Origin of the sequence: Pseudomonas frederiksbergensis, from assembly GCF_003732665.1 — a bacterium.
Classification (GTDB): Bacteria; Pseudomonadota; Gammaproteobacteria; order Pseudomonadales; family Pseudomonadaceae; genus Aquipseudomonas; species Aquipseudomonas frederiksbergensis_G.
The window spans coordinates 253,207-266,145 of sequence record NZ_MOBP01000013.1 but is presented as its reverse complement, the minus strand read 5'-3'; the positions used below and the strand labels follow the sequence as shown (position 1 = coordinate 266,145).

The window sequence follows — 12,939 nt, the reverse complement described above, 5'->3', positions numbered from 1 at the left end:
CCACGACCGCGACGGCTACAGCGAGTCTTTTGCTCAGCGGATGAATGACGAGGCAAGCACCGAACATATCAGTCGTTTTCCAGATTCGTATAAGGCGTATTACTGATAAATACATTCAGCCAACTTTCTTTCCACTGCGGCATCGAAATCGTGAAGGTTTTAGCCTGCTGATCGAAATCGATCCAGGAGATACCGACCCTTTGTTCGTTTTCAAACGGACGCATATCAAGGGACTGCATATCATATAAGGGCGTCCGGTAAACTTTCTGTGGATTTTGTTTGTCCGTGACCCGCAAATATGCCATGCCACCCAACATAAAAATCTTCTCAACTGGCACGTTCTGCATAACATAACGTCCCGAAGGGCTTTCCACAGAAACATCCGAGGGATAGTCCAACATTGCTTTTACACAATAGATCAGCATGGCAGCGAATACCGCCACAACAATCACGCCTCGTACAATCCATTTTTTTTGAGCCATGACTGTCATTATTTTTTCTCCCACAGATGTATGACCACCAAAGGGACGTTTTCATAAAGTACATCTGAAAACACTTGAAAGTCGCCGCCTTTGCCGTGCTCCCTTCTATATCTCTCAAAACTTGAGTTAGTAATATAGTAATAGCGTGCTTCGGCTAGCTCTTTGTACATTTTGTTTGCTGAGTCATCCGATGCAAAAGGATTTCTCGCCATGTCGCTCTGCATTTGCTGCATGCCAATATTGGCGGCATTGGCTGACACCGGATCGGCTATACCGTCAAAATTCCAATACCCCAAGGGCTGGCTTGGTTTGAAACCCGCAGAGTCAACAAAATCGTAAGCGTCCTCGACATATATTCCAATGCGGTCTACGAAAAGCTGGATACGGTCAATAGCTACGATAACTTTACCTTCAACAAAGACCCGGAGATTAAAGTTAGCCAGCGCTGCTCTTAACTCATCTGTTTCATCGATCAGATCGAATTCAACCGCTCTCGAATTGGCGTAACCAAATGCTTCAACCGCTCTGGCATTACCATCAAATTTCAAAGGATATACACCCGGTGCCTTCCCTTGAAATTTCGGCAAGTACTTATCCTGCATCTGCTTTATAGCAGCGGCATTATTCCAGGATGATTTTAGAACTTTAATGACTTTATTTGCGCGCTCAAAACCAGTCAACCAACTCATCTTGACAATTGAAGTTTCAACATAGGGTTCTTGAGCAAGCGCCTCATGCCTTTTAACTTCGGGAGACATGCCGCCATCTTTGGTGGGCCAAGGTTTACCAGCAAACCAATAATCCATTAGTGCAGCAGCAACGGGCCATTTTATTTTTCTCATTGCAGCAGGAATATCGGAGACGCCGAATTTTCGCGGAGCAGTAGCGGACTGGCCAGTTTTGTTACTCGCCGGTGTCATGCTTGTAGTTACTACCGTGCCCGCCATCTCAACATCCCTTTCTATAATTAGATCAATTGCTCGCGGCCGTCGCTTGCCCGAATCCAATCCAGTATTTATGCAATTGCCACTTCCGATTGCGGCTCAATAATCAATTCAACTTTTTCCGCCGTAGCCGAGAACACGGTTTGAGTCTTACCGTCCGCTCCGGTAACGCCACTGACGATCTTTCCAGAGGCGGTTTTCAGCGTGTACTCAACCCCGGCCAACGGTTTCCCCGTTTCCTGGCAATTGATCACAAAATGCTCGTTAAACGGCCATTGAATTTCCACCGGCAACGGCGCCACAAACGGCACCGCCGAATGCGAATTCCCAATAATCACCGTCCCGGACCCGGCAACAACCTTATTGCCATGGGTCCCAACGGAATCCACAGTCGCCGCCGCTTTTCCATTAATCAAAACCGTCGTCGCCAACCCGCCGACCATCGCGCCACCACACGCCGAGGCATCGCCTTGGCGGGCGGCCGGGAGGCCGTCGAAGAACACGTCGCCGGAACCGGCGGCGATCGGGTTGGTGGCGTGGCCGGGGAGCGGGCAAGCGGTGGGGTCGGTGACGCGTGCTGCGGGTTTGCCGGACATACGAATCTCCTTAAGTGACCTTCACTTGACCGCTGCCATCCAGGCGCGCGGCGAAACTGACCTGACGCTTGAAACCATCAACTTCCAGCAGGCCTTCGATGCTGAAGGACAGGCGAAGCTGATCGTGGTCGCGCGGCAGGGAAATGACATGCACGTTGCTCAGGCGTGGCTCGTAGGCTTCGATGAAATTTTCGATGGCCAGACGGGCCTGACTCAGGGAGTCGTGCAGGCTCAGACGCATGTCATTGAGATCGGGTAGCCCGTAATCGGACAGCGTTTGCACGCTGCCCGCACGGGTGCTGAGCATCTTGGCCAGATGGGCAGCCACGGACGCCATGGCGGAGACCTCGCGGCTCCAGCCGACGCGTTTGTCCGCGTCGCCACCCAGGCGTTCGAAAAGGCTGCCGTATCCAGTCATGAGTTAGCTCCGCTTACTCTTTGTCCAGCTTGCCAACCAGCGACAGGGTGAAATCGGCACCCATGTACTTGAAGTGCGGGCGCACGTTCAGGCTGACGCGATACCAGCCAGGCTCGCCTTCGACATCGCTGACGATGATCTGGGCAGCGCGCAGTGGACGACGGCCACGGACTTCGGCGCTTGGGTTTTCCTGGTCGGCCACGTACTGGCGGATCCACTTGTTGAGTTCCAGTTCGAGGTCGGTACGTTCTTTCCACGAACCGAGTTGCTCGCGCTGCAGCACTTTCAAGTAGTGAGCCAGGCGGTTGACGATCATCATGTACGGCAGTTGGGTGCCGAGCTTGTAGTTCAGCTCTGCAGCCTTGCCTTCTGCGCTGATGCCGAAGTTCTTCGGCTTCTGCACCGAGCTCGCGGAGAAGAACGCCGCGTTGTCGGAGCCTTTGCGCATGGTCAGGGAGATGAAGCCTTCCTCGGCCAGTTCGTATTCACGACGATCGGAAACCAGAACCTCGGTAGGAATCTTGGTTTCGATTTCGCCCATGCTTTCGAAGTGGTGCAACGGCAAGTCTTCAACCGCGCCACCGCTCTGCGGGCCGATGATGTTCGGGCACCAGCGGAACTTGGCGAAACTGTCGGTCAGCTTGGTGCCGAACGCGTAGGCAGTGTTGCCCCACAGATAGTGTTCGTGGCTGTTGGCGACGGTTTCTTTGTACACGAACGATTTGACCGGGTTTTCTTCCGGGTCGTACGGGTTGCGCAGCAGGAAACGCGGCACGGTCAGGCCAACGTAACGGGAGTCTTCCGACTCACGGAAGCTCTGCCATTTGGCGAATTGCGGGCCTTCGAAGTGATCTTTCAGATCCTTGAGGTCCGGCAGGCCGGTGAAGCTTTCCAGGCCGAAGAATTTTGGGCCGGCAGCCGCGATGAACGGGGCGTGGGACATGCAGGCTACGCTGGACACGTACTGCATCAGTTTCACGTCCGGCGAGCTTGGGGACATGTAGTAGTTAGCGATGATCGCGCCCACAGGCTGACCACCGAACTGACCGTATTCAGCGGTGTAGATGTGCTTGTACAGGCCCGACTGCATCACTTCCGGCGAATCTTCGAAATCGTCCAGCAGGTCGTCTTTGGAGACGTTGAGGATTTCGATCTTGATGTTTTCGCGGAAGTTGGTGCGATCGACCAGCAACTGCAGGCCACGCCACGACGATTCCAGGGACTGGAAGTCCGGGTGGTGCAGGATTTCGTCCATCTGGCGGCTGAGCTTGGCATCGATCTCGGCGATCATGCGGTCGACCATGGCCTTCTTGACCGGCTCACCGTTGTTCTGCGGCTTGAGCAGCTCTTCGATGAAGGCCGAAACGCCGCGCTTGGCGATGTCGTAGGCTTCGTCGTCCGGCGTCAGGCGGGTCTCGGCGATGATGCTGTCGAGAATGCTGTATTCGCCGCTCTCTTTGCTCTTTTGCTGTGCTGCGCTAGTGCTCATTGTGTTGGCTTCCTTGGCTGATAGAGACTCAGGCGTCCTGGGCGGCGGCGTTCAAGCCCAGCTCACCCAGTACGCGACCGCGGGATTCGTCGTCGGCGAGAACGCCTTCGATGGCTTTGCGGAACGCAGGCGCGTTACCCAGCGGACCTTTGAGGGCCACCAGCGCGTCGCGCAGTTCCATCAGTTTTTTCAGCTCAGGCACTTGCTCAACCAGCGAGGCCGGGTTGAAGTCCTTCATCGAGTTGACGCGCAGTTGCACGCCCAGCTCTTCGGTGCTGCCTTCTTCCTGAAGACGGTTCGGCACGTTCAACGTCAGGCTAAGCTCTTGCTTGGCCAGCACTTCGTCGAAGGTGTTTTTGTCGATGCTGATCGGCTTGCGATCTTCGACTTTGCGTTCGTCCTTGCGGTGGGTGTAGTCACCGATTGCCAGTAGTTTCAACGGCAGTTCAATCTCTTCCTGGGCACCACCGGTGGCAGGTTTGAAGGTGACGTTGATGCGTTCCTTGGGGGCTACCGAGCCTTCTTTGGCCATGGCTTTTCTCCTTGCGGTTGTGGCCCTGGGGCCTATTCGAGTACCACTTCGAGATCGAGGTGGCACAGCCTGCGATAAATCTCTTCCTTGCGTTCACGCACTGCATGGTTCTGCGGCAACAACTCGCAGCAGCTATGCAGCAAATGCAGCACTTCCAGCGCAAGATCGGGCTCCCAGGCGTTCAGGCCTGAGTCCTGTAATGTTTGGTCGAGGGTTTCGAGTTGGGTCCTGGCCAGTTCGTACTTTTTGGCCATGAAACACAGCCGCGCCAGGGCGAACTGCCAGAAAAACCGCGCCCGCCCGCCTTGGGCGGCTTGCAGGCCCTGCTTGAGGATTTGCACGGCGGCCTTGAGGCCGTCCTTTCGCAAAATCGGCAGGACTTCTTCCAGGGCCACTTCCCAGGCCGGCTGGTTGTCAGCGACTTCGACCTTGCGCGGCGCACTGGCGCTTTGCAGGTGCGGCATGACGTGGGCGCTGACCCAGGCGCGGGTGGCCGGATCGGCAAACGGCGCGCCGTCATGGAAACGTAATTCGATGATGCCGGGCAGGCGCTGAATCAAAAGCGCGAAGTGGATTTCCACTTCGCGCATTGCCATCTCGGCGTTCAGGCCCTGGAGGCACTCCCAGACCATTCGTTGGCCATCGAACCAGAACGGCGCCTTCGCCAGGCTCGCCTCCAGTTCCACCAGCAGGTCGGCGTATTTGGCCTGGTCGTAACGGTCCTGATAGGCCTTGAGCTTGTCCGCCGGCAGGCCGCGCAACATGGTGATCTGCTCGGCGTTACGCTCGGGCACCGCGTCGATGGGCAGCCACAGCAATGTGCGATTGAGGCGCAGGGCACGCAGGTCGGTGGCTTTCTGCTTGAGCCACCAGGCACACAACGGACGGGCGTTTTCCTGCTGGGCGCGCAGGGCCTTGTGGGCTTCTTTTTCGTTGTCGATCGGGGCGCCGGGGGTGAACAGCTGGGTCGCGGCCTGCTTGACCTGGGCCACGGCGGCCCCCACCACACCGGGTTCGGGCTGGTTGTCAGCGGCGCGTTGCACCATGTTTTTCAGGCGACGGGAGATCGGCAGCAGCAACGGCGCGTCGTCGCCCAGGTGCTCGGTGCACGCGGCATCGAGACCTTCAAGGTGTTCCACCATGCGGCGGAACATCGGCAACTGCTCTTTGATCGCGACGTTTTCGTTCAGTACCTGCTCAAGACGCGGCACCAGCCAACTGATGGCCGCGGAGCGGGTTCGCGCCTTGAGCGGGTGAACTTCAGCCCAGTGGTTTTCCGACAAGTGGTGCAGCAAACCCAGGCCCGCCAGCAGCCCCTGGAAGGATTCGCGCTGGTACAAAGCCCAGGTCAGCCAGGCGCCGACCCGCAAATCCTTGGATTGGGTACGTAGCAGGTTTTCGCTGTTTTCACGGATTTTCAGCCAGTCGATCTGCCCGGCTTCGTGCATCGACTGGGCTTTGGCGAGCTCGCTTTCCAGGGCCTCATATTCGCTCGAAAAGCGAACATCCTCGCCCGCAAAATTCTCTTTGGAAACAGAGGCTTTTGCGAGTTCAAGGTAATGAGCGGAAAGTTTGCTTGAGTAGGACATCCATGGCCTTTATTTAGGATTACGGTCGAACGTCTATTGGAGTTCCAATGACGGGGGACAGTATCAAAGAGCTTTGGTGAGTCTCATCCAATTGAGTTCGTGCTCTTAAGTGGGCGCATCGTAATCACAATGATGGCCACTAGCAAGCATCTGATTAAACAACAAGACGAACAGTTCCGAGATTCACGTAGGAGATTTCCCTATATCTCTCAGGGGCTCCCCTGATGTCAGTTTAATATTTCATCTACCACGCCACCTTCCCGGAACCATTGAGCCAGAGCCGTTCCGTTATCTCCCAACAACCATTGACGATTCGGCCCGAATGACAGGCTCGAAGCATGACAAGAATAAAAAAAGATAACTGTAGGAAAGGTCTGAAAGGTTACACACATTTATGAACAAAACGTGGTGGGACAACACGGAACTAAAAAAGTGCCATCGCAATGATGGCACTTTTATATAGTGGAATTGACGATGGGAGGTCGGAGGACAACTCTGGCAAATCACATTGTTTCTAGAATGTATTAATCAGTCCAAGGCACTTTCCATATAAACAGAAGAACTCGCCCATAAAAAATGGGCATCCGACCGCAATCGATATGCCCATTTTTCAATACGGTTCTCCCCTTGATTCAGGGAGTTCGCCGCAATTATGGATTGACGCTGTCTTTCAATGACTTGCCTGGCTTGAACGCAACAGTGTTGCTGGCCTTGATTTTGACTGGCTCACCGGTTTGCGGGTTTTTGCCGGTGCGGGCACCGCGGTGGCGTTGCAGGAAAGTACCGAAGCCCACCAGCGTGACGCTGTCCTTGCGGTGCAGAGCGCCGGTGATTTCTTCGAGAACCGCGTTGAGAACGCGGTTGGCCTGCTCTTTGGTGAGGTCTGCTTTTTCAGCGATTGCAGCGGCGAGTTCTGGTTTACGCATTAGTGAAGCCCCTTTGACGGTTTTTTGTTGTTATGTCCGTGCTGTTCTCGTTGGAACAGCGCCCAAGGCGCCGCAGGTGCTCTACTCTGCGGCAGACGGGAGTGAGGATGGCACGCACGGAAGAGCCGCGCCAGTCTCGGCGCGACCTTTGTAGGGGCAAAAGCGGGGTGAATCCGACAGAACGACCGGTATTTACGCCAGCAGGGCCGGAAGCTCTTTGTTCAACGCGAGTTTCTCCATCACCGCCGCGCCTGTCAGGGCATAACCAAGCAATTTGCCTGATCCATCGCGACACAGCGCCTTGATGTCGGCGCCCTGCCCTTCGACCGTCCAGATACCCTCGGCGCCCCGGGGTGGCGGCGACACCACCAGTGGGCAGACCGGGGTTTTCACGGTGATCGGCATCGGGCCGTAGTTCACCGCCGTAGGGTTGCCCGCCAGGGTTTGGGCCAGCGCTCTCGCACAACTCATCAGGGGCATCACGTACAACAAATTCAGCCCATCGACCTCGGCGCAGTCGCCCAGGGCGTAGATATTGGCGTGGGAGGTCTTCAGGTGACGATCGACCACCACGCCGCGATTGACCTGTATCCCAGCCGCAGCCGCCAGGTCGATGCGCGGACGCAAGCCGATGGCCGAAACCACCACATCGCAGGGGATGACCTGCCCGTCGGACAGGTGCGCTTCCAGCCCATCAGCCACCCGTTGCAGGCGATTGAGCACCGGACCGAGGTGGAAGCGTGCACCGAGGCTTTCCAGCCCGGCCTGGACCGCAGCGGCCGCCGCCGGGTGCAGCAAGGTCGGCATGACCTGCTCGCACGGCGCCACCAGTTGCACTTCGTAGCCGCCAAGGATCAGGTCGTTGGCGAACTCACAGCCAATCAGGCCGGCCCCGAGCAGCAATACCCGGCGCTTGCCCGCAGCAGCAGCTCGAAAGCGTGCGTAGTCTTCCAGATCATTGATCGGGAACACCGCGTCCGCGCCGTCGCCTTCAATCGGAACCCGCACGGTTTCCGCGCCCCAGGCCAGGATCAGGTCGCGATAGATCACCGCTTCCTCGCCGATCCACAGGCGCTTGTGGCCCGGGTCGATGCCGCTGATGCGGGTGTGGGTGCGCACTTCGGCCTTCAATTGCTCGGCCATGGCGCCCGGTTCGGCCATGCTCAGGCCGTCGGCGTCCTTGTTTTTACCGAAACCGGTGGAGAGCATCGGCTTGGAGTAAGAACGCCCGTCATCGGCGGTAATCAGCAACAGCGGGGTTTCGCCATCGAGCTTGCGAAACTCCCGGGCCAGGTTGTAGCCAGCCAGGCCGGTGCCGACGATCACGACAGGTGCGTTCATGCCTTACTCCTCTGAAAGTTGTTTATGCGGCGATTTCAATCATTTCGAAATCTGCCTTGCCGACGCCGCAGTCCGGGCACAGCCAGTCTTCCGGCACGTCCTGCCACAGGGTGCCTGCTGCAATGCCGTCATCCGGCCAGCCTTCGGCTTCGTTATAGATCAGGCCGCAGACCACACATTGCCACTTTTTCATTGGGTTACTTCCTCAAGTATTCAGGCGTTTGCCGGCGCGAACGGTCGATGGGTGAAGCGTTGCCGTCCGGCTCAGGGCGTTTTGTACTGATCGAACCGGGCAGATGCAAGCCTGTTCGATACACGGGCGGGTCGCTCAGTCAAAATCCCTGAGCGCCATGGTAAGCTCGCCGCCTCATTTGCTGCCAATAATGACTCACTGTGCCGCACTCAAAATCCCCGTTCTGGCTCTCCCAAAGTCAACTCACCCCCCTCCCCGACGCCTCTACCCTCGACTGGCTGTTCGACGAAGGCTCCCTGACCCGACGTCTGATCCGTCTGTCGAATGACGGCTTCAGCGTCACGCCGTTGTTCGAAGGCTGGCAAGCGTTGCGCGCCGACGAATGCGCGGCGCTGGACCTGGCCGAAGGCAGCGAAGGTTGGGTGCGTGAGGTGTATCTGCGCGGCAATGGCCAGGCCTGGGTGTTCGCCCGCAGCGTGGCGGCGCGCAGCGCGTTGCAGGGTGATGGCTTGCACATGGACGAACTGGGCAGCCGCTCGTTGGGCGAGTTGCTGTTTTGCGACCGGGCGTTCCAGCGCCAGGCTATCGAGGTTTGCCACTATCCTCAGGAATGGCTGCCGATGGACGCCCGAGCACCTGAGTTGTGGGGCCGTCGCTCGCGTTTCGACCGTGGTGCATTGAGCGTGCTGGTGGCGGAGATTTTCCTGCCGACCTTGTGGCTCGCCGCCCGTGCCCATCCGGAGAATTGCTGATGTACACCAGCCTGCTCAAGTCCTTGAACCGCTTGAATCCCCGGGCCTGGGATTTCATTCAGCTGACTCGCATGGACAAGCCGATCGGCATTTACCTGCTGCTGTGGCCAACCCTGTGGGCGTTGTGGATTGCCGGCAAGGGTTCGCCGTCTCTGGCCAACGTGGTGATTTTCGTCCTTGGCGTGGTGCTGACCCGCGCCGGCGGTTGCGTGATCAATGACTGGGCCGACCGCAAGGTCGACGGCCATGTGAAACGCACTGAACAGCGGCCCTTGGTGAGCGGCAAGATCAGCTCCAAAGAAGCCCTGGTGTTCTTCGCGGTGCTGATGGGCGTGAGTTTTCTGCTGGTGCTGTGCACCAATGCCGCCACGATTTGGCTGTCTTTGGGTGGCCTGGCCCTGGCATTCAGCTACCCGTTCATGAAGCGCTACACCTATTACCCGCAAGTGGTGCTGGGCGCGGCGTTTTCCTGGGGCATGCCCATGGCGTTCACCGCCGAGACCGGTTCATTGCCGGCCGAGGCCTGGTTGTTGTGGATTGCCAACCTGCTGTGGACGGTGGGTTACGACACGTATTACGCGATGACCGACCGCGACGATGACTTGAAGATCGGGGTCAAATCCACGGCGATTCTGTTTGGTGACGCCGACCGGGTGATCATCCTGACCCTGCAAGGGTTGGCGCTGGGTTGCCTGCTGTTGGCCGGGTCGAAATTCCAGCTCGGAGGCTGGTTCCACCTTGGCTTGCTGGCGGCGGCGGGCTGCTTTGCCTGGGAGTTCTGGTACACCCGGGGCAAGGACCGGATGCGTTGCTTCAAGGCGTTCCTGCACAACCACTGGGCCGGGTTGGCGATTTTTGTGGGGATTGTGCTGGATTACGGATTGCGTTGAAAAAGCAAAAGATCGCAGCCTTCGGCAGCTCCTACATGGATCGTATTTCAATGTAGGAGCTGCCGGAGGCTGCGATCTTTTTTACAGCATCCGCGAATCGCTTACTTATGCTCGTGAACCACGTGCCACACGTCTTTCATGCCGTCGCCTTTCATTTCTCCAGGTTTTTCGTCCTTCACAAACGTGTACAGCGGTTTACCGTCGTAGGCGTATTGCATCATGCCGTCATCGCGCTTGATGACTGTCCATTTACCTTCTGCCTTGGCGCCCGCCGGAGCCATCATTGGTGGCCAGTTCTTGGCGCAATCCGCATTACACATGGACTTGCCGCCAGCGTCCTTATCGAACGTATAAACGGTCATGCCTTTGTGATCGACCATCATCCCGTCTTTCATCATGGCGGGTTCGGCAGCGAAGGCCATTGTCGGTAAAGCCAGGGCAGCGGCCAACATCAGGGCCTTAAAGGAGAACGTGAATTGAGTCATGGAAACCTTCTCTTGTGGTTGTCAGGATTCGGAATTAGAGCTTAGTCCAGGTTCATGACAATCGCCGCTCGACTAAAATACTGTCACACGACTGCAATAATTCCGTTATCTAATGCGGCGCAAGACAGTTAAATGACAAGAGGATTAAGGCATGGTTGGCAGGAGCATTCTGATCGTCGACGACGAAGCGCCCATTCGCGAAATGATCGCCGTTGCGTTGGAAATGGCCGGCTATGACTGCCTGGAGGCGGAAAACTCCCAGCAGGCCCATGCCATCATCGTCGACCGCAAGCCGGACCTGATCCTGCTGGACTGGATGCTGCCCGGCACCTCGGGTATCGAACTGGCCCGGCGCCTCAAGCGCGATGAGCTGACCGGGGATATTCCGATCATCATGCTCACCGCCAAGGGCGAAGAGGACAACAAGATCCAGGGCCTGGAAGTGGGCGCCGACGACTACATCACCAAACCATTCTCCCCCCGTGAGCTGGTGGCGCGCCTCAAAGCCGTGCTGCGCCGCGCCGGTCCCACCGATGGCGAATCGCCGATCGAAGTCGGCGGCCTGCTGCTGGACCCCATCAGCCACCGCGTGACCATCGACGGCAAACCCGCCGAGATGGGGCCGACCGAATACCGCCTGCTGCAATTCTTCATGACCCACCAGGAACGCGCCTACACCCGCGGCCAGTTGCTGGATCAGGTCTGGGGCGGCAATGTGTATGTCGAAGAACGCACCGTCGACGTGCACATCCGGCGCCTGCGCAAAGCCCTCGGCGATGCCTACGAAAATCTGGTACAAACCGTGCGCGGCACTGGCTATCGCTTTTCGACCAAAGCATAAAAACAGCTGCAAGTGTTGAGCTACAAGCGGCAAGGAACAGCCGAGCCGCTCTGACTTGAAGCTTGCAGCTTGAAACTTGAAGCTGCGTTAAGGACGCCCCGTGAATCAAAACTGGCATGGCACCCTGATTCGCCACATGCTGTTGCTGGTCACCGCCTGCCTGGTGATCGGCCTGATTTCCGGCTACTACGGCTGGAGCCTCGCCGCTGGTCTGGGCCTCTACCTGGCCTGGACCCTCAAGCAACTGCTGCGCCTGCACGAATGGCTGCGCCTGCATAAACCCGATGAAGCACCGCCCGATGGCTATGGCCTGTGGGGCGAAGTGTTCGACAGCATCTATCACCTGCAACGCCGCGACCAACGGGTGCGCGGGCGGCTGCAAGCGGTGATCGACCGGGTCCAGGAGTCCACCGCCGCGCTCAAAGACGCGGTGATCATGCTCGACAGCGACGGCAACCTGGAATGGTGGAACCGCGCCGCCGAAACCCTGCTCGGCCTCAAGACCCCACAAGACAGCGGCCAACCGGTGACCAATCTGGTGCGCCATCCGCGCTTCAAGGAATACTTCGAACAGGACAGCTACGCCGAACCGCTGGAAATCCCTTCACCGACCAACGACCGCCTGCGCATTCAGTTGTACATCACCCGCTACGGCAACAACGAACACTTGATGCTGGTGCGCGACGTCACGCGCATCCATCAGTTGGAACAGATGCGCAAAGACTTCATCGCCAACGTCTCCCACGAATTGCGCACGCCACTCACCGTGATTTGCGGTTACCTGGAAACCTTGCTCGACAACGTTGAAGACGTTAACCCGCGCTGGACCCGCGCCTTGCAGCAGATGCAGCAACAGGGTGGGCGCATGCAGACCCTGCTCAACGATTTGCTGCTGTTGGCCAAACTGGAAGCCACCGATTACCCGTCGGACAACCAGCCCGTCGTCATCGATGGGCTGCTGAACTCGATCAAGAGCGATGCTCAGCAGTTGTCCGCGCAAAAGAATCAGAAGATCACCCTGGAGGCCGACTCGACGATTCTGCTCAAGGGCAGCGAAGCGGAATTGCGCAGCGCGTTCTCCAACCTGGTGTTCAACGCGGTGAAATACACCCCGGCCGAAGGCAACATCCGCATCCGCTGGTGGGGCGACGACCAGGGCGCGCACCTCAGCGTGCAGGATTCCGGGATCGGCATCGACAGCAAACACCTGCCGCGCCTGACCGAACGCTTCTACCGCGTCGATTCCAGCCGCAACTCCAACACCGGCGGCACCGGGCTGGGCCTGGCGATCGTCAAGCATGTGCTGCTGCGCCACCGCGCACGGATGGAAATCAGCAGCGTGCCGGGGCATGGCAGCACCTTCACCTGCCATTTTGCGCCGGCCCAGGTCAGCAGAATCCGCGCCATCAGCGCCGCCGATTGATACCGGTGAGCACGCGCCACTAGGCAATCACCCAGTCA

General features: G+C 57.8%; 15 protein-coding genes. 4 read left to right on the top strand and 11 right to left on the bottom strand.

What is annotated here, in order from left to right; genetic code table 11:
* Positions 1-68: 68 nt before the first annotated feature.
* The 10 genes from BK665_RS21630 to BK665_RS21585 form a co-directional block, all read right to left on the bottom strand.
* On the bottom strand, positions 69-491 hold the full coding sequence (locus BK665_RS21630) for a hypothetical protein (RefSeq protein WP_123408658.1): 423 nt from the start codon (positions 489-491) through the stop codon (positions 69-71).
* Positions 491-1,429 (bottom strand): DUF6402 family protein, encoded by a 939-nt coding sequence (locus tag BK665_RS21625; RefSeq protein WP_148053245.1) that lies wholly within the window; start codon positions 1,427-1,429, stop codon positions 491-493. Before BK665_RS21625 ends, BK665_RS21630 begins: the two co-directional genes overlap by 1 nt.
* Positions 1,430-1,497: 68 nt before the next feature.
* Entirely contained in the window at positions 1,498-2,022 is a 525-nt protein-coding gene (locus BK665_RS21620; RefSeq protein WP_123408656.1) for a PAAR domain-containing protein, read from the bottom strand.
* Between the two features lie 10 nt (positions 2,023-2,032).
* Entirely contained in the window at positions 2,033-2,440 is a 408-nt protein-coding gene (gene tssE / locus BK665_RS21615; protein WP_123408655.1) for a type VI secretion system baseplate subunit TssE, read from the bottom strand.
* Positions 2,441-2,453: 13 nt separating this feature from the next.
* On the bottom strand, positions 2,454-3,929 hold the full coding sequence (gene tssC / locus BK665_RS21610; RefSeq protein WP_123408654.1) for a type VI secretion system contractile sheath large subunit: 1,476 nt from the start codon (positions 3,927-3,929) through the stop codon (positions 2,454-2,456).
* A gap of 28 nt (positions 3,930-3,957) precedes the next feature.
* Positions 3,958-4,461 carry a type VI secretion system contractile sheath small subunit gene (tssB, locus tag BK665_RS21605; RefSeq protein ID WP_123408653.1) on the bottom strand — a complete coding sequence of 168 codons (504 nt, stop codon included), beginning with the start codon at positions 4,459-4,461 and terminating at the stop codon, positions 3,958-3,960.
* A gap of 32 nt (positions 4,462-4,493) precedes the next feature.
* Positions 4,494-6,050, bottom strand: a complete 1,557-nt coding sequence (gene tssA / locus BK665_RS21600; protein WP_123408652.1) for a type VI secretion system protein TssA — start codon at positions 6,048-6,050, stop codon at positions 4,494-4,496.
* A 650-nt stretch (positions 6,051-6,700) separates the two neighbouring features.
* Entirely contained in the window at positions 6,701-6,976 is a 276-nt protein-coding gene (locus BK665_RS21595) for an HU family DNA-binding protein (protein ID WP_003213368.1), read from the bottom strand.
* Between the two features lie 192 nt (positions 6,977-7,168).
* Positions 7,169-8,317, bottom strand: coding sequence for an NAD(P)/FAD-dependent oxidoreductase (locus BK665_RS21590; protein WP_123408651.1), 1,149 nt, complete (start codon positions 8,315-8,317; stop codon positions 7,169-7,171).
* 22 nt (positions 8,318-8,339) lie between these two features.
* The gene (locus BK665_RS21585; RefSeq protein ID WP_123408650.1) at positions 8,340-8,510 is read right to left on the bottom strand and encodes a rubredoxin; all 171 of its coding nucleotides are present in this window, start codon (positions 8,508-8,510) and stop codon (positions 8,340-8,342) included.
* A 200-nt stretch (positions 8,511-8,710) separates the two neighbouring features.
* Between BK665_RS21585 and BK665_RS21580 the strand changes: the two genes are divergently transcribed.
* Together BK665_RS21580 and ubiA are read left to right on the top strand one after the other, a co-directional pair.
* Positions 8,711-9,262 (top strand): chorismate--pyruvate lyase family protein, encoded by a 552-nt coding sequence (locus BK665_RS21580; protein WP_123408649.1) that lies wholly within the window; start codon positions 8,711-8,713, stop codon positions 9,260-9,262.
* Entirely contained in the window at positions 9,262-10,152 is an 891-nt protein-coding gene (ubiA, locus tag BK665_RS21575; RefSeq protein ID WP_123408648.1) for a 4-hydroxybenzoate octaprenyltransferase, read from the top strand. Before BK665_RS21580 ends, ubiA begins: the two co-directional genes overlap by 1 nt.
* Before the next feature lie 101 nt (positions 10,153-10,253).
* Here the strand turns inward: ubiA and BK665_RS21570 are convergent, their stop codons facing one another.
* A complete protein-coding gene (locus tag BK665_RS21570) occupies positions 10,254-10,637 on the bottom strand; it encodes a COG4315 family predicted lipoprotein (RefSeq protein ID WP_123408647.1) in 384 nt (127 codons plus the stop codon).
* Between the two features lie 151 nt (positions 10,638-10,788).
* On the opposite strand from BK665_RS21570, the gene phoB reads away from it, so the two are divergent.
* Together phoB and phoR are read left to right on the top strand one after the other, a co-directional pair.
* Positions 10,789-11,478: a phosphate regulon transcriptional regulator PhoB gene (phoB, locus tag BK665_RS21565; protein WP_008007735.1), complete on the top strand. Its 690-nt coding sequence runs from the start codon at positions 10,789-10,791 to the stop codon at positions 11,476-11,478.
* 136 nt (positions 11,479-11,614) lie between these two features.
* On the top strand, positions 11,615-12,901 hold the full coding sequence (gene phoR, locus BK665_RS21560) for a phosphate regulon sensor histidine kinase PhoR (protein WP_259699648.1): 1,287 nt from the start codon (positions 11,615-11,617) through the stop codon (positions 12,899-12,901).
* Positions 12,902-12,939: the final 38 nt, after the last annotated feature.

Coding starts and splice junctions, on each gene's coding strand:
- tssE (WP_123408655.1), bottom strand. CDS start 2,440: ATGACTGGATACGGCAGCCTTTTCGAACGCCTGGGTGGCGACGCGGAC.
- BK665_RS21570 (WP_123408647.1), bottom strand. CDS start 10,637: ATGACTCAATTCACGTTCTCCTTTAAGGCCCTGATGTTGGCCGCTGCC.
- tssA (WP_123408652.1), bottom strand. CDS start 6,050: ATGTCCTACTCAAGCAAACTTTCCGCTCATTACCTTGAACTCGCAAAA.
- BK665_RS21630 (WP_123408658.1), bottom strand. CDS start 491: ATGACAGTCATGGCTCAAAAAAAATGGATTGTACGAGGCGTGATTGTT.
- phoB (WP_008007735.1), top strand. CDS start 10,789: ATGGTTGGCAGGAGCATTCTGATCGTCGACGACGAAGCGCCCATTCGC.
- BK665_RS21595 (WP_003213368.1), bottom strand. CDS start 6,976: ATGCGTAAACCAGAACTCGCCGCTGCAATCGCTGAAAAAGCAGACCTC.
- tssB (WP_123408653.1), bottom strand. CDS start 4,461: ATGGCCAAAGAAGGCTCGGTAGCCCCCAAGGAACGCATCAACGTCACC.
- BK665_RS21585 (WP_123408650.1), bottom strand. CDS start 8,510: ATGAAAAAGTGGCAATGTGTGGTCTGCGGCCTGATCTATAACGAAGCC.
- BK665_RS21590 (WP_123408651.1), bottom strand. CDS start 8,317: ATGAACGCACCTGTCGTGATCGTCGGCACCGGCCTGGCTGGCTACAAC.
- ubiA (WP_123408648.1), top strand. CDS start 9,262: ATGTACACCAGCCTGCTCAAGTCCTTGAACCGCTTGAATCCCCGGGCC.
- BK665_RS21625 (WP_148053245.1), bottom strand. CDS start 1,429: ATGGCGGGCACGGTAGTAACTACAAGCATGACACCGGCGAGTAACAAA.
- tssC (WP_123408654.1), bottom strand. CDS start 3,929: ATGAGCACTAGCGCAGCACAGCAAAAGAGCAAAGAGAGCGGCGAATAC.
- BK665_RS21620 (WP_123408656.1), bottom strand. CDS start 2,022: ATGTCCGGCAAACCCGCAGCACGCGTCACCGACCCCACCGCTTGCCCG.
- phoR (WP_259699648.1), top strand. CDS start 11,615: ATGCTGTTGCTGGTCACCGCCTGCCTGGTGATCGGCCTGATTTCCGGC.